This window comes from Streptomyces apricus (assembly GCF_008369065.1).
In the GTDB taxonomy this organism is placed as follows: Bacteria; Actinomycetota; Actinomycetes; order Streptomycetales; family Streptomycetaceae; genus Streptomyces; species Streptomyces apricus.
In genome coordinates this window covers 551,636-571,422 of record NZ_VDFC01000047.1, presented here as the reverse complement: position 1 = coordinate 571,422, position 19,787 = coordinate 551,636, and the positions used below count along the sequence as shown (strand labels likewise).

General features: G+C 70.2%; 17 protein-coding genes. 7 read left to right on the top strand and 10 right to left on the bottom strand.

Annotated features, from left to right (window positions below; all coding sequences use genetic code 11):
* Positions 1–275: 275 nt before the first annotated feature.
* Positions 276–1,187 carry a TniQ family protein gene (locus tag FGF04_RS42140; RefSeq protein ID WP_149514254.1) on the top strand — a complete coding sequence of 304 codons (912 nt, stop codon included), beginning with the start codon at positions 276–278 and terminating at the stop codon, positions 1,185–1,187.
* A gap of 111 nt (positions 1,188–1,298) precedes the next feature.
* On the opposite strand, the gene FGF04_RS28965 is transcribed toward FGF04_RS42140, so the two are convergent.
* Genes FGF04_RS28965 through FGF04_RS42135 form a run of 5 tightly spaced genes read right to left on the bottom strand, consistent with a single transcriptional unit; the run spans position 1,299 to position 7,652 of the window.
* Positions 1,299–2,393, bottom strand: coding sequence for a TniQ family protein (locus FGF04_RS28965; RefSeq protein WP_149514253.1), 1,095 nt, complete (start codon positions 2,391–2,393; stop codon positions 1,299–1,301).
* Between the two features lie 57 nt (positions 2,394–2,450).
* A complete protein-coding gene (locus FGF04_RS28960; protein ID WP_235882544.1) occupies positions 2,451–3,647 on the bottom strand; it encodes a TniB family NTP-binding protein in 1,197 nt (398 codons plus the stop codon).
* Positions 3,644–5,800, bottom strand: coding sequence for a DDE-type integrase/transposase/recombinase (locus tag FGF04_RS28955; protein ID WP_149514252.1), 2,157 nt, complete (start codon positions 5,798–5,800; stop codon positions 3,644–3,646). The genes FGF04_RS28960 and FGF04_RS28955 overlap by 4 nt, the downstream gene beginning before the upstream one ends.
* Positions 5,797–6,570, bottom strand: a complete 774-nt coding sequence (locus tag FGF04_RS28950; protein WP_235882543.1) for a TnsA-like heteromeric transposase endonuclease subunit — start codon at positions 6,568–6,570, stop codon at positions 5,797–5,799. The genes FGF04_RS28955 and FGF04_RS28950 overlap by 4 nt, the downstream gene beginning before the upstream one ends.
* Positions 6,546–7,652: a TniQ family protein gene (locus FGF04_RS42135; protein ID WP_408055683.1), complete on the bottom strand. Its 1,107-nt coding sequence runs from the start codon at positions 7,650–7,652 to the stop codon at positions 6,546–6,548. Before FGF04_RS42135 ends, FGF04_RS28950 begins: the two co-directional genes overlap by 25 nt.
* Positions 7,653–7,882: 230 nt before the next feature.
* Between FGF04_RS42135 and FGF04_RS28940 the strand changes: the two genes are divergently transcribed.
* The 3 genes from FGF04_RS28940 (at position 7,883) to FGF04_RS28930 (ending at position 11,178) form a co-directional block, all read left to right on the top strand.
* Positions 7,883–9,502, top strand: coding sequence for an aromatic amino acid ammonia-lyase (locus FGF04_RS28940; RefSeq protein WP_149514250.1), 1,620 nt, complete (start codon positions 7,883–7,885; stop codon positions 9,500–9,502).
* Positions 9,499–10,476, top strand: coding sequence for a MurR/RpiR family transcriptional regulator (locus tag FGF04_RS28935; RefSeq protein ID WP_235882542.1), 978 nt, complete (start codon positions 9,499–9,501; stop codon positions 10,474–10,476). Before FGF04_RS28940 ends, FGF04_RS28935 begins: the two co-directional genes overlap by 4 nt.
* Positions 10,477–10,593: 117 nt before the next feature.
* Complete coding sequence (locus tag FGF04_RS28930) at positions 10,594–11,178, top strand: hypothetical protein (RefSeq protein WP_149514249.1); 585 nt, start codon at positions 10,594–10,596, stop codon at positions 11,176–11,178.
* A 7-nt stretch (positions 11,179–11,185) separates the two neighbouring features.
* On the opposite strand, the gene FGF04_RS28925 is transcribed toward FGF04_RS28930, so the two are convergent.
* The 5 genes from FGF04_RS28925 to FGF04_RS28905 form a co-directional block, all read right to left on the bottom strand.
* On the bottom strand, positions 11,186–11,560 hold the full coding sequence (locus FGF04_RS28925) for a roadblock/LC7 domain-containing protein (RefSeq protein ID WP_149514248.1): 375 nt from the start codon (positions 11,558–11,560) through the stop codon (positions 11,186–11,188).
* A gap of 35 nt (positions 11,561–11,595) precedes the next feature.
* A complete protein-coding gene (locus FGF04_RS28920; RefSeq protein WP_149514247.1) occupies positions 11,596–12,078 on the bottom strand; it encodes a roadblock/LC7 domain-containing protein in 483 nt (160 codons plus the stop codon).
* A 38-nt stretch (positions 12,079–12,116) separates the two neighbouring features.
* Positions 12,117–12,992 (bottom strand): transcriptional regulator, encoded by an 876-nt coding sequence (locus FGF04_RS28915; protein ID WP_149514428.1) that lies wholly within the window; start codon positions 12,990–12,992, stop codon positions 12,117–12,119.
* Positions 12,993–13,093: 101 nt separating this feature from the next.
* Positions 13,094–13,492, bottom strand: a complete 399-nt coding sequence (locus FGF04_RS28910) for a hypothetical protein (protein WP_107015662.1) — start codon at positions 13,490–13,492, stop codon at positions 13,094–13,096.
* A 281-nt stretch (positions 13,493–13,773) separates the two neighbouring features.
* Positions 13,774–15,231, bottom strand: a complete 1,458-nt coding sequence (locus FGF04_RS28905; protein WP_149514246.1) for a type III PLP-dependent enzyme domain-containing protein — start codon at positions 15,229–15,231, stop codon at positions 13,774–13,776.
* 115 nt (positions 15,232–15,346) lie between these two features.
* Here FGF04_RS28905 and hutU point away from each other — a divergent pair, with 115 nt between their 5' ends.
* The 3 genes from hutU to FGF04_RS28890 all read left to right on the top strand — a co-directional run bounded on the left by hutU (position 15,347) and on the right by FGF04_RS28890 (position 19,754).
* Positions 15,347–17,020 carry a urocanate hydratase gene (gene hutU, locus FGF04_RS28900; RefSeq protein ID WP_149514245.1) on the top strand — a complete coding sequence of 558 codons (1,674 nt, stop codon included), beginning with the start codon at positions 15,347–15,349 and terminating at the stop codon, positions 17,018–17,020.
* Positions 17,021–17,187: 167 nt separating this feature from the next.
* Positions 17,188–18,396 (top strand): allantoate amidohydrolase, encoded by a 1,209-nt coding sequence (locus tag FGF04_RS28895; RefSeq protein ID WP_149514244.1) that lies wholly within the window; start codon positions 17,188–17,190, stop codon positions 18,394–18,396.
* A complete protein-coding gene (locus FGF04_RS28890; protein WP_149514243.1) occupies positions 18,393–19,754 on the top strand; it encodes a formimidoylglutamate deiminase in 1,362 nt (453 codons plus the stop codon). Before FGF04_RS28895 ends, FGF04_RS28890 begins: the two co-directional genes overlap by 4 nt.
* Positions 19,755–19,787 lie beyond the last annotated feature (33 nt).

The window sequence follows — 19,787 nt, the reverse complement described above, 5'->3', positions numbered from 1 at the left end:
CTAGGGCAGGCGCCAAGGCCCCGGATCAATCCCTGCCGCCTGAGTGAAACGACGGATTTCAGCGGAATCTTGCAACGTGATCCGCGTCGCTGTCCGTGGCAGGCATCCAGATGCTGCCCATGCCTTTGCTTGAACTGCGACAGCCTGCAACGGTCGGATCAGAGCAAAGAACTGAGAAATGGAGGGCCAAGACGTGCCTGGTCTGTCGCGCCGACCTGCTCTTGTGCTTAAGTCCTACCCCGGTGAGCCTCAGCCGAACTGGGACATGGTAGGCCGTGTTTGACCAAGACAGGGTCCGGCGGATCGGTGTTGTCCCGACCCCGTTCGCTGGGGAGTCGTTTCTCAGTTGGGTCGACATGGTTGCGGTGACCCTGCGGCTGGCACGGGTGGCTGCACTGCGGGAACTCGGGCTTTCGGGTCCGGCGAGGTTCAGTACGCCTCAAATTCACCTACGTCCCGCAGAGCTGAAAGGAGTGTGCCAGCGGACGGGACTACGTCCGGAGCAGGTGAAGCGGATGCTGTTCGCTTTTTACGCTCCCACTGCACTACCGCAATTTACCGCCGACGCGAGGCGGAGGTGGCACGTGAGCAATCCGTGGCTGCGGCGCGACCACTCAGCGGCGTGTCCCCTGTGCCTTCAAGCGTCGGGCGGCCGGTGGCTGCTCACTTGGCGGTTGAAGTGGACCTTCCTGTGCGCGGATCACCTGGTGTACCTGGTAGACCGCTGTCCGCGCTGCCGTTGGTGGCTCTATTGGCGCCATGAGGCGACCGGTCCCGGACAACGGGAGTATTGCACACGGCCGTTGGGGCAAAAAGGCCGTGGTCCGAGCCGCTCGGACGCCAAAATATGCGGGTTTCAAGTGTCGGAGATCCAGGCTATCCCTGTAGAGGACGAGGAGGCTGTCCACGTTCAACGACGTGTCTCTACTCTGCTTACTCCTGCAGACGCCTCCCACAATGAGATGTCACGCCACCTGCTGCAATACATGTCCGAGGTTGTCCAGGAGGCTGCACGCCGGAAGACAATGGCCGGCATGCTCGACAAAATGGAGAGTAACGTCGTGCGCGCCGTGCGTGAGAGCCAGGGGCAGCCTCACCACCCGCCGCTAGCATGGACGTTGGAAAGTGGTTCGCCTGCTGCGCTCTCCGCCCTCGTACGCATCGCTGCCCGTGTCGCGCTGTTGTAGAGCCCAAGCTCCAGATCCTGCGGATGACGCGGTGTCTACGGAACGCGGACGCGGTTGGTCCGCGACTCGTCATGATTCTGTCCGCAGCGGGGAAGAACGGCATACGAAGCCTCATCCACCCGGCGCGACGGCGTGATCAACATGAGCGGAACATAAAACGTACGGTTCGTCTTTCGCATACGCCACATATCCTTGCCCGGGCGGGACCCAGGACGGGCACGCGATGGCCCGGCATTTTCCACCGAACCGGTTGACCGGCGGCCCGTCGGTATACAGCTGAGGAAAGCCATCGGTCGACCACGAGGCCATGTCCGCCTGTTTGGCACTGTCTTGAGAGGTGCTCAGACCACCCAGCGTCGCGACCTTGATGAAGGCGGCCATCAGCAATGGATCGTCTGCATACCACAGGGCACCATCATGGTTGTGCCATCGCCGATGAAGTATGACGTCGGTGTCCGGCAACGACGGAGCTTCGTCGTAGTTAATACGGATGTTCTCCAGCGCCAGGCGCAGGGTCCGCAGAATGCTTTGGGTGCCCTGACGGTGCGGGTGGTCGACGAGTTCGTTGAGACGGCGCTGACACTCGAGAAGGTGTGGGTCGAGCAGCTGAGGAGGACGCATGTGCCAGATGGAACGCAGGCAGGTATTTCCTGGATGGTCCCCTTTGTACTGGCCACACATGGCGAGGCTTCTCGGATCTGGCAGTACCTGGTGCAGACCTTTGCCACAGCCCTGGCATGTGCTGAGGAGAAAAACGCGGTGGCGTGCACAGGCGAAGGACCAGATCAGACGCCAACGCAGCGGCCAGCGGCCGCCACTCTCCTCCAGGCAGGCCGGGCACGCACGTGAACTCACAGGATGTACGAGATGTAGGCGCTTCAACCATGCAGCGACAGCTCGCGGGTCTGAAATGGGCGGCGGAGGCAGAACGCCATCGGTGTAATGCATGAGGGTCATCCGGCGTAGCTGCGTGGCGGACAGACCGGTAGTGACCCGAACACGGGCCATTGCCTCCGTCGGCAGGTGAGCAACGAAATACTCACTGGGGTAGTAACTGGATCCACCGGGACGTATGAAGGCCGCGAAACGCATAGCCTGCAGACGGCTGATCTGGTTCAGCCCGGCAAGTGCGTCGACCCAGCTGAGTAGAGATTCGCCGGGATACGGATCTGGCACCAGAGCGAGGCGACGCAGTGAGGTGGGCATGCGCAGAGCGTGCCATTATGCCTGCCTCAGGCGCCACGTCAGGTGTCACTAATTTCTTCAAGTGCTTCCTTCCGCTATTGACGGTTTCTTGCTCTGCTTGTTCCTGTCCTTTGCCGGTGCGCGGGACTGTAGTTCAACGACCTTGGCATAGGCGCGTTCATGGGCATACGACAGGACGATTGAGTCCATGATGTCCCTCGTGATGGCCTCGGTTCCCTGCTGAACGGCGCGCACCGCACTGCGGCGGATGAGGGCATGGAGACCGGCGATGCTGCCCCCTGTGCGCTCGTGCAGGTAGCGCCAGTGCCTGCGAGTCAGGCTCTCGTCCTCGTGCCGGTACAGGGCCAGCGCCTTCTCCAGAGAGCGGATGACGCCGACCCACTCCAGGATGCGGGGCTTGCTGCCGAGGGTAAAGGCGCTGAGTTCCTGGCGGCTGAATCGGCCGGCGGTTTGGGTCCTGGGACCGCTGGCCGGCGACTTGACACGGGCGTTCCGCTTAACGGGTCCGGTGGGGCCTCCCTCACTGAGCAGAGGACTGTCCTCTAGGTCGACGCCGGTGCCGATGATCGTGCATGGGGCGTGGTTGGCGAGGAACTTGATGTGATCGTTGGAGGCCCGCCCCTCTTTGAGGGAGCAGTCCAGGAAATGCAGGTCGTCGAAGATGATCAACTGCGTACCGCACGCCGTGAGCGCCGTCAGGACACGATCGTCGATCGTGTCTTTGGTGCCGCTGGTCGGTACGTTCAGGTAGCGGGCGATCGCTATGGAGATCTGTTTGGGGGTGACCTGGTCTGTGAGGGAAATGTAGACGACGGGGACGTAGGCACCCAGCCGCTCGGGGGCAAAACGTTCGGGGAAGTCCTCGCGAAGATCCTGCTCGAACTTCCGGCCGATCATCTTGACCAGAGTGGACTTGCCAACCGTGGGCGGACCGTCGATGAGCAGTCCGAGCCGGGCACCGGGCGGCGCCATCTCATTGGCGGCGAGCAGCTCCGTTATCTCCGTCTCGAAGTGCTGCACGGCCGGGGTCCAGGCCAGCACCAAAGCACTGTGATAGCGACTGCGGCCGCGGTTCAAACGGCGTAGCTCGCCATTGCCCTTGTCCTTTCCCATCGCCATGTAGACCTCATACGGAGGAAGGCGTGGACGAGGCGGCGGTTCGTAAAAAACGTAGGCGAACCAGTCCTCCTTGGTACGAGGTTCGGACAGCCCCGGGTGCAGGCTTTCGGATTCTTCCGCCGGCGGGGCCATCATGGCGCGTCGTCCTTCTCCGGATGGCCGCCCCATACCTCATATGAGGGCAAGGCGTCGAAGTCGATCGCGAGCTCTTCCTCATCACGTACGGGCAGCGGTGGCACAGCCCGCAGGCGGGGCTCGTTGACGGGGACATCGGCGGCCGAGTCGGCTAATTCGGTGCGGGCCCTGTCCCTGGCTGCAGTCCTGGCACGTTCGGCGTCCCGGGCCCGTGCCCGTCGGGAAGGTGCGGTGGAGGCCTCGGCGGCATCCGTACGGTTCTGCAGGTCCAACAACGCGTCCAAGACGGCTTCCTGGTCCTGTGGGTCACGGCCGCGTTCACGCAGTTCCTGTTTGACCTGGCGCAGGGTGATGTCGGTGAACGGCTCCAGGCCGGTCAGCGCGTGGGTCCAGCGCAGGGTGTGCCAGATGCCGGAGTAGGGGTCGTGGAAGTAGACCTGTGTGACATCACGCGGGTCGTAACGGATGGGCCAGGTTCCGTTGGCTTGTGCGTACGGGGACCTGGTCCCGTTGTGGGCACCGAGGATCGGTGCGCTGTAGTGCAGGTAGTTTTTCTGGATCCGGCGGTTCGTGATTGCGCACCAGTGGATCGGCAGCAGTTCGAGGAACAGGTTGGCGTCGCGCGGGGCGGCGATGTAGCCGCATCGGTGCACGGCCATCCGGTAGGCGTCGTTCGGCGACAGCTTGATCTCCGGAAACCCCGGTAGTACGAGCCCCTTGTGCAGGCGGCGCTGGTAGACCGCGACGACGTACTCGGCGAAGAACTCCTCTAGCTCCTCGATCGTCCATCGGGCCATGGCGTCCACATCCCGGCCCCGATGCACCACATGATTGCCCTTGTAGCCGGCGATGTGCTCGGAGAACTGACTCCTGATGGTCTTGAACGCGGCTTCGACCTGCGGCTTGTCGGTGGGCCTGTACTTGCGGGTGTCCTGGATGACGATCCCGTGGCGGCGGCACACGTTCTTTACGGCCTGAGAGGCGAACGCCTTGCCGTGGTCGATCACGATCCTCTCGGGAAACACCACGGGACGAGCGGCGGCCGCAGCGAACCGCTCATCCCGAGCCAGCAACGGCTCACACGGTAGGCGCAGCATCTGGTGCCGTAGTCCTTCCGGCCAGCCCGGCCGCATAGGCTCTGGCATCATCGCGTCCGCGATCACCAGGCCCGCGTCCACCCCCTTTGTGCCCTTCGGCACCAGACGCCACCCCAGCAGACTGCGGGTGCACACGTCGATGGCGATCGTAAGATCCACCGAGATGACGATGTCCTCGACCGGGTCGTAGGCGCGTACGTCCAACCAACTGGTGTCGATCATCACCAGTTCCCCGGGACGGCTGGCGGTGATCGGTTGGTAGTGTCCGTCCGGTCGGTTTGCGACCGACTGGCGCGTCGTGGCTTGCCCAGTCGTGTAGCGGCCAGGCAGCAGAGCGGCGACGTACCGATTGAACGGTTTCTGTGACGGTATCTTTACGGTGCCTGAGCCGTGGGCGTCATCCAAGCGGCGCTCCACCCGACGGCGCAGCCGGTTCAGGCTGCCAGTCGAGTCGTCCTCCTCCGTGACATAGTGCTGAGTCAGGATTGCATCGATCAGCCGGGGGTCTACTCCCGCTAGCGGATCCGAGGGGCGATGGGTGCGCCGGTCCACCAGCCCCCAGGGGCCCTCTTCCCGCCACTGCCGCAGCCGCCGCCAGACCTGAGGTTCGCTGTAGCCCAGTTCCTGAGCCTTGCTCCGTACCCGCTGGGCCAGCGACACGGCGGAGGCGTACTCGGGCCGGGGTTCTCCGGGAAGTGCGTCTTCCGGATCACCGTGGCGATAACCGGTGGTCATCTCCAAGAGATGCTCTTGGGCCCGCTGGAGGTCCTCCAACTGCTTGTCGGTGAGTTTGTCGAACAGAGCAGCGGCGTCCGGCCACAGTTTCCGCTCCGGAGCGTCTAACCCACCCGAGGGTTCGGCTTCTGAGATCTCGTCGGCATCGTAGGGACGAAAAGTAGGGTCCGCGAGCAGGTGCCCCACACCGATCACGGTCAACGCACCACTTTCCGAACGCAGTCGCACTCCGCCGTCCGTAACCCCAGTCACAGTGTGCACCTCGTCGTCCAGCCACACCTTTGTCCCGTCGCGCAGCCGCATCCCCCCGTTGGCGGTCATGCCCGTACCTCCGACACAGTTTTCACCAACGTCGTCTCCCGCAGCGCCCGGTCCAGATCTGTGACGATCCGCCGGTGCCACATCAAGTGGTACAGCACCCCGCGAGCCAGGTCTGGGAATTCCATGAACCGCATCAATTCCCCGATTGCCACCGGCTTGCGGGCCAGTTCCAGCAAACGCGGCACGAGTTCCGATCCCAGATGCAGGGGGCGCCGGGCGCTGGACAACAGATCGATGTTCACCCAGCGCTGCGCACTCGGCTCCGACACCATGGCGTAATCCCAACCCAGACGCTGACACGTCCGATGAGTGCGCTCCTCCTGCAGGCGCACCTTCGGCTCGTTCCTCTGCTCGGAGTTCTTGACATCCAGCAGCAGCACGCTGCCGTCTCCGCGACGCGCGAACACATCCGGCGTGTGCCGCCATGTTCCACGGGCATCAATCGCGTCGAACTCCAGGGGCTGCGTGACGAACGCGGTCACCTGCGGGTCGAAGTCCAACAACGTCAGCCACTTCGATTCCAGCACGCTTTCGTAGTCGACGAAGTCGCCCCATTTCGCCACCCAGTACTGGCCCGGCATGTGCCCCTGGTCTCGGTAACTGGGGATGCCCCGTACCATCCGCCCATTCTCGAACGGCACATCTGAGGCCTCCTCCAACCGGACCAGATGTCCGATCCCATCAGCATCGATGTACCGCACGCGTACCAGGTCGATCTCTCGAACCGGTGACTTCGTATCGCCGCTCAACGGATGCTCCCTTTTTTCCACGGGCTCCTTGCCGTAGACCCAACCGGGACCTGAGCCTCCACCGCTTCCGCGAAGAGCTTCGGCACCGCAAGCCGCGCTAGCGGCCGGGCAGCCAAAGAACCCTCGTCGGCAGCCGTCCGTACCAGCGGGGCCAGTTGCCGCGACAACTCGCGCATGTCAGCTGCTGCCAGCAGGGGCACCACCAGCAGGAGGAACGCCGCTGCGGCACGGGCCGACGCGGGGCCCCAACTGAACCGGCTCCGGTCTACTCCACGTTCGGAGAGCTCATCCAGTAGTACGCGGCTGCACCAGTCAGACACACCTGGCAAACGGCCTAATACCCTTGGCAGCCCGAGCCGCAACAAGATCACGCATGCGCGGAACGCCGCGAACCATTCTTCTGCTGGCACATCCACGCCTCCCAGCGTAGGGCGGGCGCGGCCATACGCGATGTCCAGCCATAGCTGCTGCGTGTCGACCATCGATTTACGTGCCCGGCTTGCACGAGCTACGGGCAACCACTGTGAACACGGCTTTCCATTAACAGAGTTTGCGCAACAAGTCGGCGGCCTGATCCACTTGGCCGGAACCACTCGAGGCCGGTTCCCGCCCCAGCGCAGAACCCACCCGCATGATGGGCAGCGATCCACCAGCACTACTTGGTGTTCAGGACACACCGCAGCGCAAGACAGCTTCCACCACAGCTGCCACACCCCACCCGACACCAGTAAGCAGCACGGACACGCACGGCTGCCGTAAGCCTCTACCCACTCCCGTCCCGTCGACGGTCGATGTGCCTTGGCCGCTGAGACCACTGAAGCCACGTTCAACGGTCCACCGTCGAAAACGGACAGATGCATTCCGTCCACAAGGCTGCCGGAGACACCCGTCGCCGCGTGCACGGTCTGCCGGACTGCCTCATCGGGCCGCACTCCGAAGACGGGAGGGCGGACTTCCGCAGAGACGCCCCGGAGGTTAAGGCCCATCAGCTGGGCGACCTCGGCCGGCGGACACTGATTGACTCGCGCTATCCGATCCAGCCATGACCCGAACGTCTCACCCGATCGCGGAGCCGTGACCAGGGCCAATCGACGTGGAGGCATAGACATTCCCTCCATGAAGTGATCTGCGTCACTATCATTCAGGGCTCCACGCTATCAAGTGCACTATCGCGTTGGGCTCCACACTCTCATTTCCGGCGTCGGCTCTCAGCCCCCTGCGCCGGACCCGCCTCCCTTGCCTGGCTGCATATCGTCATGCAGAGTTCTCCCTACCTGAATAACCGGCCGACGCGAGGGCGCCGGCCGGGGCGATCGAGGGGAGTTCGCGCTCTATGCCGTCTCGCGATCTGCTCGCGCCCGGTGCGGTGACGACGGGCCTCGTGGTGCTGGACGGCTACAGCACGGGCGTCGCCGACGTCGTACGCCTCGCCGACGGCACCGCCCGGCCCGTGCCCGGTTCCGAGGCGATGAAGCGGGTCGAGGAGTCCTGGGACGCCGCCCGCCGGATCGCCGCCACGGGCCGGGTCTACGGCCGCTCCACCGGGGTCGGCGCCAACCGCAACGAGGACGTGCCCACCGACGCCGCCGCCGAGCACGGGCTGCGCCTGCTGCGCAGCCACGCGGGTGCCGTCGGGCAGGAGCTGCCCGCGCGCGAGGTGCGGGCGATGCTCGCCGTACGGGCCAACCAGCTCCTCGCGGGCGGGGCGGGCCTGCGCCCCACCGTCGTCACGGCGCTGTGCGAGGCACTGGAGACGGGCGCGTACCCCGTCGTGAACGAGTTCGGCTCGGTCGGCACCGGCGACATCGCGGCCCTGGCGCAGGTGGGACTGGCCCTGGCGGGCGAGCACCCGTGGCGGGACGGCACGGGCCGCCCGGGGGACACCGGCCCGCCGGCGGGTGCCGGTCTTCCCGCGGGTACGGGTCCTGCGGCGGGCGCCGGTCTTCCCGCGGGTACGCGCCCTGTGGCGGGCGKGCGGGCGCCCGAGCCGCAGCCGCTCGACAACAACGACGCCCTCGCGCTCATCAGCAGCAACGCCCTCACCCTCGGCCAGGCGGCGCTCGCCCTGCACGAACTGCGCGGCCTCGTCGGGGCCACCCAGGTCGTCGCCGCGCTGTCCCTGATCGCGGTCGACGGCTCCCACGAGGCGTACGCGGCGCCCGTGCACGCCGCCCGGCCGCACCGCGGGTCGAGCGAGGTGGCCCGGCGGATGCGGCAGCTGATCGGCGCCGCCGMCCACCCGACCCCGCCGCTCGGCCGCATCCAGGACCCGTACGGCTTCCGGTGCCTGCCCCAGATCCACGGTCCCGCCCACGACGCGGCCGACGCCCTGGAGGAGGTCCTCACCGTCGAGATCAACGCCGCCGCCGAGAACCCGCTGATCTGCGCCGCCGACATGGCCGCCTACCACCACGGTGGCTTCTACCAGGCCCAGCTCGCGCTCGCCCTCGACCACTTCCGGCTCTCCCTCACCCAGGTGGCCCGGCTGTCGACCTCGCGCCTGTCCACCCTCAACGAACCCGCCTACACCCGGCTGCGCCCCTTCCTCGCCGACCACGAGCCCGCCTCCTCCGGCGTGATGATCCTGGAGTACGCCGCCGGGGCCGCCCTCGGTGACCTGCGCGCCTTCTCCGCGCCCGCCTCCCTCGGCCACGCCGTCCTGTCCCGGGGCGTCGAGGAGCAGGCGAGTTTCGCCTCGCTCGCCGCCCGGCAGACCCTGCGCGCCTGCGACGCGTACCGTCTCGTGGTCGGCTGCGAACTCGTCGCCGCCGTACGGGCCCTGCGCCAGCGCGGTCTGCGCCCCGATCCGGAGCTGCCGGTCGGCAGGGCGCTGGAGATCGCCGAGTCGGTGCTCGACGCGGACGCGGCCGACCGGCCGCTCACGGACGACGTGACGGCGGCGGCCGCACTGCTCGACCCGTTCACGGACATCTGGAGGGGGAGCACGGCATGAGCGCGGACGGGAGCACGGGCGTGAAGGTGGGCATGGACAGGGACATGGAGACGGACGCGGACGACACGGTGGGCGCGGACAGCGGGAGCGCGGACAGCGGCAGGGCGGAGGACGGGAGCACGGGGAACGGGAGGGGTGGGGGAGAGAGCGCCGCCGGGCGGCTGCAGTCGCTCTTCGAGGGGCACCGGCTGACCCCCACCCAGCGGCGCATCGCCCACAGCATGGTGCGCCGGGCCGCCGACGTGCCGTTCCTGTCGAGCGTGGAGCTCGCCGAACTCGCCGGGGTCAGCCAGCCCTCCGTCACCCGCTTCGCCGTCGCCCTCGGCTTCGACGGCTACCCCGCGCTGCGCAAGCACCTGCGCGAGGTCGCCCCGGCCGAACCCGCCGCGGACACCGCCTCGTACAACGAGTACCAGCAGGCCGTCGAGGCCGAGATCGAGAACCTGCGCCACCTCGCCGCCGTGCTGGCGGACCCGCGGCCCGTCGAGCGGGCGGGCCGGCTCCTCGCCGCCTCGCGCCCCCTGCCGGTGCTCGGGCTGCGGGCGGCCGCGTCCCAGGCGTACGGCTTCGCGTACTTCGCCGCCAAGGTCCACCCCGACGTACGGCTGCTGCACGAGGGCGGCACCATGGCGCACGACCGGATCGACGCGGCGGTGCGCGCCGGGGCGAGCACGCTGCTGTGCTTCGCGCTGCCGCGCCACCCGCGCGAGGTCGTGGACACCCTCGCCTACGCCAAGGAGGCCGGGCTCACCGTCGTCACCGTCGCGGACTCGGCGTTCGCGCCGGTCGCCAAGGTGTCCGACCTGCTGCTGCCCGCCGCCGTCGGGACGGGCCTCGTCTTCGACACGGCCTGCGCGCCGATGCTGCTGGGACGCGTCCTGCTGGAGGCGATGTGCGACGGGCTGCCCGACGCCCAGGCGCGCCTGGAGGAGTTCGACGCGCGGGCCGCCGCCCGCGGGCTGTTCGTGGAATAGCGGCGTCCGTGTCGTGGAGCGACGGCGTCCGGAAAACGTCGGCGTTCTCTCATGCTCGTCTCACCTTCGGCCATTAATCTGCCCGCCGACTGCAGGCGTCTGGTGAGGAGGCGGATCGTGGCGCGCGGAGGACAGGGACTGGCCCGGGTGGCCGTCGTGGTACGGGCCGGAGCGGCACCGCTGGGATGGCTCGGGGTCGTCGCGGCGGGCATCGGCGTACTGGTGCCCGGGATCACCGGGCGGCGGATCGGGGTCCTGGCGGGCGCTGCGCTCTTCCTGCTCACGGCGGCGGCCGTCCTGCTGACCCGGCGCAGGCGCTACACGGCGCTCGCCCGGGGCGCCGCCCGCGCGAGCAAGCACGACGTGCTCCAGGACCGCGCCGTGTCCGTACGCAACTGGCGCCGCGGGCACCGGTGGTGGATCCTGCTCGCCTTCGCCGCGGCGCTCGGTTCGGCCTTCGCCGTGCCCGCCGCCGGCGGGATGCTGCTGGCCGGCGCCGGGGTGGGACTGCGTCTCAAGGCGGCCTGGATCGGCCGGCTCGAACGGTCCGCCGAGTCGCTCCTGTGGGTCCGGGTCGACTGGCTCGGGCGGGGCGCGGGCGTCCCGGCGGGCGCACGGGTCAAGGGCTACCGCGCCACCGGGATCGCCGCGGGCGACGCCGCGCCCGGTGGGGCGCGGCGCCGGGCCGGGGTGCTGGTCTGATCCCCTCTCAGACCTCCAGGTCGCTCTCGATCCGCTTCAGCTGGTGGCGGGCCATCGCCAGGTTGGCGCGTTTGGCGTCGAGCACCAGGTAGAGGAAGAGCCCGTTGCCGCCGCGGCCCTTGATCAGCCGGATCAGGTGGTACTGGTCGGACAGCGTGATGAGGATGTCCTCGATCTCGCCCTTGAGGCCCAGGTGCTCCATGGTGCGGATCTTGGCGCGCACGACGTCGGTGTTGCCCGCCGCGGCGACCGTGAGGTCGAAGCTCTTGCTGCCGCCGATCGTGCCCAGCGCCATGCCGGTGGTGTAGTCGACGAGAGCGGCGCCGGTCGCGCCTTCGATGGAGGCCAGTGCCTCTTTCAGCGCGGTTTCGGTGTTGGTCATGGTCGTGCCTGTCCTTTCGGTGCGGTGAACCGTGCTCAACGGCTTTCGCCGGTCGGCTCGGTGATGGTGCGCGCGGTGCGCGCGGTTCTGGTACGGGGTGCGGCCGGCTTCAGGGCGGGCCGTGCCGCCGGGGCCGGTTGCGCCTCGGCGGCCGCCTCGACGAGTTCGCCGATGCGGGTGCCGGCGCGGCGCCCTTCGAGGTGCAGCCGGCCGACGTTCGCCCGGTCGCCGGCCAGCAGCGTCAGCACGGCGGAGGGTCCCGCCGCGTAGGTCGCCAGGTAGCCGTGCTCGCCGCGCAGCAGCAGCTCACGGAAGTCGCCCCGGTCGGTCGCGTCCGCCATGCGCAGGGCGACCCCCAGTGCGGCGGCGGTGAGCGCGGCCAGCCCCTCCGGCTCCACGCCCGGGGTGTCCTGGGCCAGCACCAGACCGTCGACGCTGGCCGCGAGCGCACCGGTGAGCTGGGGGACCCGGGCCCGTAGCCGGTGCAGTTCGTCGCGGACTTCGGCCTCGGCCGCCATCAGTTGTCTCCTCTCGGCACGCTGTCGGAGCGCGCGGATCACAGGGCCTCCAGTGCGTCTCTGAGCCGGCGCAGCAGGGCCACGTCGGGTTCCGCCGACGCCTGCGCGGCCTCCGCGGCCTGCGCTGCCCGCGCCGCCCGCTCGGTGGCGGCCGGGTCGGGCGCGGTGGAGACGGCCGCGGTGGAAGGGTCGGGTGCGGTGGGAGGGGCGGACGTGGTGGAAGGGGTGGATGTGGTGGAAGGGTCGGATGCGGCGGGCTGCGGTTCCCGCACCTCGACCGTTCGCGCGCGCGTCGTCACGATCCCGGCGGCCGCCAGCCGGCGGACGTCGACCAGGGTGTGGAATCCCGGACGGCCGAGGACCAGCGAGATGTCCGCGACCGTCCGCACCCCGTCCACCTGGTCGAGGACCGTGCGCTGACGCGGCGGGAGGACCGCGTCGACGGCACGGTCGGTGCGCACCAGCTCCGCGGTGTCCGTGTCGGCGTCCGGCCAGATGCGGTGCAGCAGCGCACGGCGCCGCAGCGTCTCGCGCTCCACCGCGTCCACGCTCACCGGACGCACGGGGCCGATCCAGTGCGCGACCCCGTAGCGGAAGCGTGCCGGGCCGCTGCTGGTGCCGAGCGTGAAGAACGCCGCGTCGTACAGCGCCCCCAGGTGGCACAGCTCCAGGGCGCCTGCGGCCAGCCGGCCGCTGTCCACCAGGAACCGCCCGACCCGGCGCTCGGCCCCCGCCTGCGAGACCGCCTCCCACCAGCCCTCGGACCCCAGCGCCCCGCGGCTGGTGAGCAGCACGTCGAGTCCCGGTGTCGCGGGGCTCTCGGCATGCACCACCTGGCCCTCGACCAGGTACAGCACCCCGCGCTCCCGGGTCAGGACGCCGGTGGCGCGCTCCTGCGCCAGCCGGCTGAGCATGGGGCTGAGCCCGGGCGGCGCCCCTGCCCGCAGGTCCTCCCGGGCCTGCGGGACGAGGTCGGGCCTTCCCAGCTCCGGCAGGGGGGTCGCCTCCATCGTGGTCACCCCACCACCAGCCGTTCCGCCATCTCGCCCAGGCGTATTCGGGCCAGCGCGAGGTTGCCGTCGGAGCGCCCCAGCCACAGGTGCAGGAACACACTGCTGTCGAAGGTCGTCCGGACGAAACGCAGGACGTGGTAGCTGTCCCTGTTGCTGATGATCAGGTCTTCCACCGGCGGCTGCCCGCCGGACCAGTCGGCTCCTTCCTCGGGGGCGAAGGCCTTGTGCTCGGCGGCGAGCCGGGCGAGTTCCGCCGCCTCGGCCGCGGTGGCCTCGTGGTCCCCGTTCGGTGAGTCCCCGACCGTGCCCAGAGCCAGTCCGCTGGTCCAGTCGACCACCGAGGCGCCCCGGGCTCCGGGGAGTCTCATGGCCTCCAGCAGGCACTCGTCGATTCCGGGCACGGTGCTTCCCTCCCGCCCGTCCGTGGTTCAGCTGAGTGACGCCGAAGCTACGCAACGTGTGCGCGACGAGTGAGAGATAGGGCATTTTCCAGTGGAACGTGCCGCTTGCTGACTAGTGTGGGTCGATTGCCCCGCCGGCGGTCAGGCCTTCCGGTCTTTCCGGTTCTTCCGATGGTGCTGGTCGGGGTGGTCGAGGTGGTGTTGGAGGGGGTGACGGCGCGTCGGTGCTCCGGCCGGCGCGCGGGCCCCGGGGCGCGCCGGCCGGTGTGTCCGTACGGGTCTCAGAACGCGCCGGTCAGCGCGTCGGCGTGCGCCCCTCCCGACTCCGCCACGATCTCCTCGGACGTCTGCGCCGTACGGACCACCGCGAACCGCACCCCACCGGACCCCTCCGGGCCGCCCTGACCGCCGGGGCCGTCCTGACCGTCGGGACCGTCCGGGCCGAAGCCGTAGATGCCGGGCCGTGCCAGCGAGTTGTAGCCGTAGTGGTGGGCGAAGTAGTACGCGCCGGTGTCCAGCGCGGCCGCGTACTCGCCCTGTTCGAGCAGCGGCATCGACCGGCCCTCCGCCAGCAGGTCGCCCGCGAAGCAGGCGGGCCCCGCCACGTCCTGCACCACCTCGGGCCCCGTCTTCGGCCGCCCTCCGGCGTCGTACGCGGCCACCCTGAGCGGCCACGACTGCGGCGCGTACACCGTGCGGGCCGCCACCTGCACCCCCGCGTGCGTCACCGCGATCGCCCGCCCGCCCGCCGACTTGGCATACTCGACCCGCGCCAGCACGGTCCCGTGCTTGGCGAGCAGCGACCGCCCGAACTCCGTGACCAGCCCGTACCGCCCGTCGAAGAGCCCCGGCACGGTCGACGCGAGGAGCCGCGCGTACTCCTCGTACGTGGGCGTGTGCGCGTCCGAGCCGAAGTTCACCGGCAGTCCGCCGCCGATGTCGAGCGTGTCGACCTGCCGCCGCCCGGCCCGCGCGTTGATCTCCTCCGCGAGCCCGTACGCCTCGGCCACCCCGCGCGCCATCAGCTCCAGCGGCATCCCCTGCGAACCGGAGTGGGTGTGCAGCCGGGTCAGCCACGGCCGGTCCAGGTAGGCCCGCACGACCCACTCGCGCGCGCCCTCGTCCCGCAGCGCCACCCCGAACTTCGAGGTGGCCGTCGCCGTGGAGAGCGCCCCGATCGAACCCCCGCCCACCTGCGGGTTCACCCGCACCCCGATGGGCGAGCGGGTCGGCGCCGACCCCGTCAGCGCGTCCAGGCGCGCCAGCTCCTGGAGGTTGTCCGCGTTCAGCGCGATGCCCAGCGCCAGGGCCTCCCGCAGCTCGGCGGGGGTCTTCGCGGGCGAGTCGAGGACCGTACGGGCCGACGGCACCCCGGCCGCGCGGGCGAGGGCCAGCTCCCCCGGGCTCGCGACCTCCGTGCCGACGCCCTCCCGGTGCAGCAGCCGCAGCACCGGCACGAGCGGGGTCGCCTTCACCGCGAACGCGTGCAGGACGGGCGTGCCCGGTGCGGTCACCGCGTCGAAGGCCGCCCGCAGGGCCGCCACGGAGGCGCGGATGCCGACGGTGTCGAGGAGGGCGACGACGGGGGTGTCCGGGCCCACCAGTCCCTGCTCCACGGCCGCGCGAACGGCCCGGTCCCGGCGCAGGGCCCCCTCCGCACCCATGTCCTCACCGGCGTCCGCGCGTGCGCGTCCACCTGTGATGTCCCGGTCCCCGGTGTCTGTGTCGTATGCAGCCATGTATCCAGCCAAACATCCGTACGGCACCCGTACCGGCTCCGGGGGGTATTGACTAGCTCTATTCAGAAGCACAGGATGTGAATAACCACTGTGCCGCTTCGCCGGGAGGCAGACCATGTCAGGACCACGCCCCGTCCGCGCACCGCGAGGTACCGAACTGAGCGCCCTGGGATGGCAGCAGGAGGCCGCCCTGCGGATGCTGCAGAACAACCTCGACCCCGAGGTCGCCGAGCACCCCGACAAGCTCGTCGTCTACGGCGGCACCGGCAAGGCGGCCCGCGACTGGCGCTCCTTCGACGCCATGGTCCGTACGCTGCGCACCCTCAAGCAGGACGAGACGATGCTCGTCCAGTCCGGCCGCCCGGTCGGCGTCATGCAGACCCACGAGTGGGCCCCGCGCGTCCTGATCGCCAACTCCAACCTGGTCGGCGACTGGGCCAACTGGGAGGAGTTCCGCCGCCTGGAGGCCCTCGGCCTCACCATGTACGGCCAGATGACCGCCGGTTCGTGGATCTACATCGGCACCCAGGGCATCCTCCAGGGCACCTACGAGACCTTCTCCGCCGTCGCCGCGAAGAAGTTCGGCGGCACGCTCGCCGGGACCATCACCCTGACCGCCGGACTCGGCGGCATGGGCGGCGCCCAGCCGCTCGCCGTGACGATGAACGACGGCGTCGCGATCTGCATCGACGTCGACCCGCGCGCCATCGAGCGCCGCATCGAGCACCGGTACCTGGACGTGCGCGCCGACTCCCCGGAGCACGCCCTCCAGCTCGCCGTCGAGGCCCGCGACGCCCGCCGCCCGCTCTCGATCGGCCTGCTCGGCAACGCCGCCGACCTGCTCCCGCGGATGCTCGCCGAGGGCGCCCCGATCGACATCGTGACCGACCAGACTTCGGCCCACGACCCGCTCGCCTACCTGCCCTCCGGTGTCGACTTCGACGACATGGCCGCGTACGCCGCCAAGGACCCGGCCGGCTTCACCACCCGGGCCCGTGAGTCCATGGCCCGGCACGTGGAGGCCATGGTCGGCTTCATGGACGCCGGCGCCGAGGTCTTCGACTACGGCAACTCCATCCGGGGCGAGGCGCAACTCGCCGGGTACGAGCGGGCCTTCGCCTTCCCCGGGTTCGTGCCCGCCTACATCCGGCCGCTGTTCTCCGAGGGCAGGGGCCCCTTCCGCTGGGCCGCCCTGTCCGGCGAGGCCTCCGACATCCACAAGACCGACAAGGCGATCCTGGATCTCTTCCCGGAGAACGAGTCCGTCCAGAACGCCTCCCTCCACCGCTGGATCAAGCTGGCCGGCGAACGCGTCCACTTCCAGGGGCTGCCCGCGCGGATCTGCTGGCTCGGCTACGGGGAGCGGGACCGGGCGGGCGAGCGCTTCAACGACATGGTCGCCTCGGGCGAGCTGGCGGCCCCCCTGGCCATCGGCCGCGACCACCTCGACTGCGGCTCCGTCGCCTCCCCGTACCGCGAGACCGAGGCCATGCTCGACGGCTCGGACGCGATCGCCGACTGGCCGCTGCTGAACGCGATGGTGAACGTGGCCTCCGGCGCGTCCTGGGTCTCCCTGCACCACGGCGGCGGCGTGGGCATGGGGCGCTCCATCCACGCCGGGCAGGTGACGGTGGCCGACGGCACGGCGCTCGCCGGGGAGAAGATCCGGCGCGTGCTGACCAACGACCCCGGGATGGGCGTCATCCGGCACGTCGACGCCGGGTACGACATCGCGGAGTCGGTCGCGGACGAGCGGGGCGTGCGGGTTCCCATGCGGGAGGGGGAGTGAGCCTGTCGTCGCCCTCCGGGGACGCCGCCTCCGGACCTGGCCAGGGGCTCCGCCCCCGGACCCCCGATCGGCCTGAACGGCCTCGTCCTCAGACGCCGGACGGGCTGGGTGGGCCGGGACCGGACTCGAACGGCCGGCCGCCTTCAGGGACCTCTTCCTTTCTTGAGATGTGGCGGCAGCTGAAGCCCGTCGGGCGGCATGCCGGGTCCGGGGGGTATCGGCGGTTCGCCTGGACCGGGGCCGACGCCGACTGCCGGGACTGGTTCCGGGAGCAGGCCGAGGCGCGCGGGCTCGCCCTGGAGCTGGACCGGAACGGGAACCAGTGGGCCTGGCTCGGCGACCCCTCGGCGGGGGACGCCGTCGTCACCGGGTCCCACCTCGACTCGGTGCCCGACGGCGGCGCCTTCGACGGCCCCCTCGGCGTGGTGTCCTCCTTCGCCGCGCTGGACGAACTGCGCGGCCGGGGCGCGCGGTTCACCAGGCCCCTCGCCGTCGTGAACTTCGGCGACGAGGAGGGCGCCCGCTTCGGGCTGGCCTGCGTGGGCTCCCGGCTCGCCGCCGGGGAACTCACCGTCGAGCGGGCGCACCGGCTCACCGACGCCGACGGCATCACCCTCCCGCGGGCCATGGAGGCCGCCGGGCACGACCCGGACGCCATCGGCCCCGATCCCGAACGCCTGGCCCGCATCGGCGCGTTCGTCGAGCTGCACGTCGAGCAGGGCCGCGCCCTCGACCTGACCGGCGACCGGGTCGGCGTCGCCAGCGCCATCTGGCCGCATGGGCGGTGGCGGTTCGACTTCCGCGGCGAGGCCAACCACGCGGGCACCACCCGCCTCGTGGACCGCCGCGACCCCATGCTGTCGTACGCCGAGACCGTGCTCGCGGCCCGTCGCGAGGCCCAGCTCGCGGGCGCGGTGGCGACCTTCGGCAAGATCTCGGTCGAGCCGAACGGCGTCAACGCCATCCCCTCCCTCGTGCGCGGCTGGCTCGACTCCCGCGCCGCCGACCAGACGACCCTCGACACGGTCGTGCACGGCATCGAGAAGGCCGCCCGGGAGTACGCCGACGCCCACGGCATCCACCTCGACGTCGTCCGCGAGTCGTTCACCCCCGTCGTCGAGTTCGAGCACGCGCTGCGGGACGAGATCGCCCGCCTCCTTGGACAGGAAGCGGGCGCCGGCCTGAGCGTGCCCGTCCTGGGCACCGGAGCGGGACACGACGCCGGGATCCTCTCCGGCTCGGTCCCGACCGCCATGCTGTTCGTACGCAACCCCACGGGCGTGTCGCACTCACCGGCCGAACACGCCGACGAGGACGACTGCGTGGCCGGGGTGACCGCACTCGCCGACGTACTGGAAGGGCTGGCCTGCAAGTGAGCGCCCGAGGCACGACGTACTGGCTGGAGCACGCCTGGCTCGACTCCTACGTGGAGCCGGGCGTCACCCTCGACGTGGGAGGCGACGGACGCATCGCCGCCGTCCGCACGGGCGCCGACAGCCCGCCGCCCGGCGCCGAGGTCCTGCGCGGCCTGACCCTCCCCGGCCTCGCCAACACCCACAGCCACGCCTTCCACCGGGCCCTGCGCGGCACCGTCCAGGTCGGCTCCGGCACCTTCTGGACCTGGCGCGAGATCATGTACTCCGTCGCGGACCGGCTCACCCCGGACACGTACCACGCCCTCGCCCGCGCGGTGTACGCCGAGATGGCGCTGGCGGGCATCACGGCCGTCGGCGAGTTCCACTACGTGCACCACGCGCCCGGCGGCACCCCGTACGCCGACCCGAACGCCATGGGCGAGGCGCTCGTCGAGGCCGCCGCGGAGGCGGGCATCCGCATCACCCTCCTCGACACCGCCTACCTCGCCGCCGGCCTGCTCGACGCGCGCGGCGGGCAGGCCCCGAACCGGCACCAGCTGCGCTTCTCCGACGGCACCGCGGAGGCCTGGGCCACACGCTGTTCAGTTCTCAAGGACCGGGACCACGCGAGGATCGGGGCCGCCGTCCACTCCGTACGGGCCGTGCCCGCCGGGCAGCTGGCGACGGTGGCGCGGTGGGCCGAGGAGCGGCGGGCCCCGCTCCACGTACATCTGTCCGAGCAGACGGCGGAAAACGACGCCTGCCTGGCCGTGCACGGCCGCACGCCCGCCCGGCTGCTCGCCGACCACGGGGTGCTCGGGCCGCGCACCACCGCCGTGCACGCCACCCACCTCACCGACGAGGACATCGCGCTGCTCGGCCGCTCCGGGACCGGCACCTGCATGTGCCCGACCACCGAACGCGACCTCGCCGACGGCATCGGACCGGCCGTCGCGCTCCAGAAGGCGGGCTCGCCGCTGTCCCTCGGCTCCGACAGCCACGCCGTCGTCGACCTGCTCGAAGAGGCGCGCGCGATGGAGCTGAACGAGCGCCTGCGCAGCCGCACCCGGGGTCACTGGACCGCGGCGGCGCTCCTGCGGGCCGCCTCCGCGGACGGCCACGCGGCCCTCGGCTGGGCCGACGCGGGCACGCTCGAAGCGGGTGCGCTCGCGGACTTCACGACGATCGCGCTCGACTCGGTCAGGACAGCGGGGACACTGCCCCGGCTCGGCGCCGAGACGGCCGTATTCGCCGCGACAGCGGCGGACGTGCGCCACACGGTCGTGGGCGGCCGTCATGTCGTACGGGACGGGGCGCACACCCTGGTCCCGGACGTGCCCCGCGCGCTCGCGGACGCCGTGGAGGCCCTGCGGGCCTGAGCCGCGCCGCCCCCACGGCAGCTCCCGCCCCCC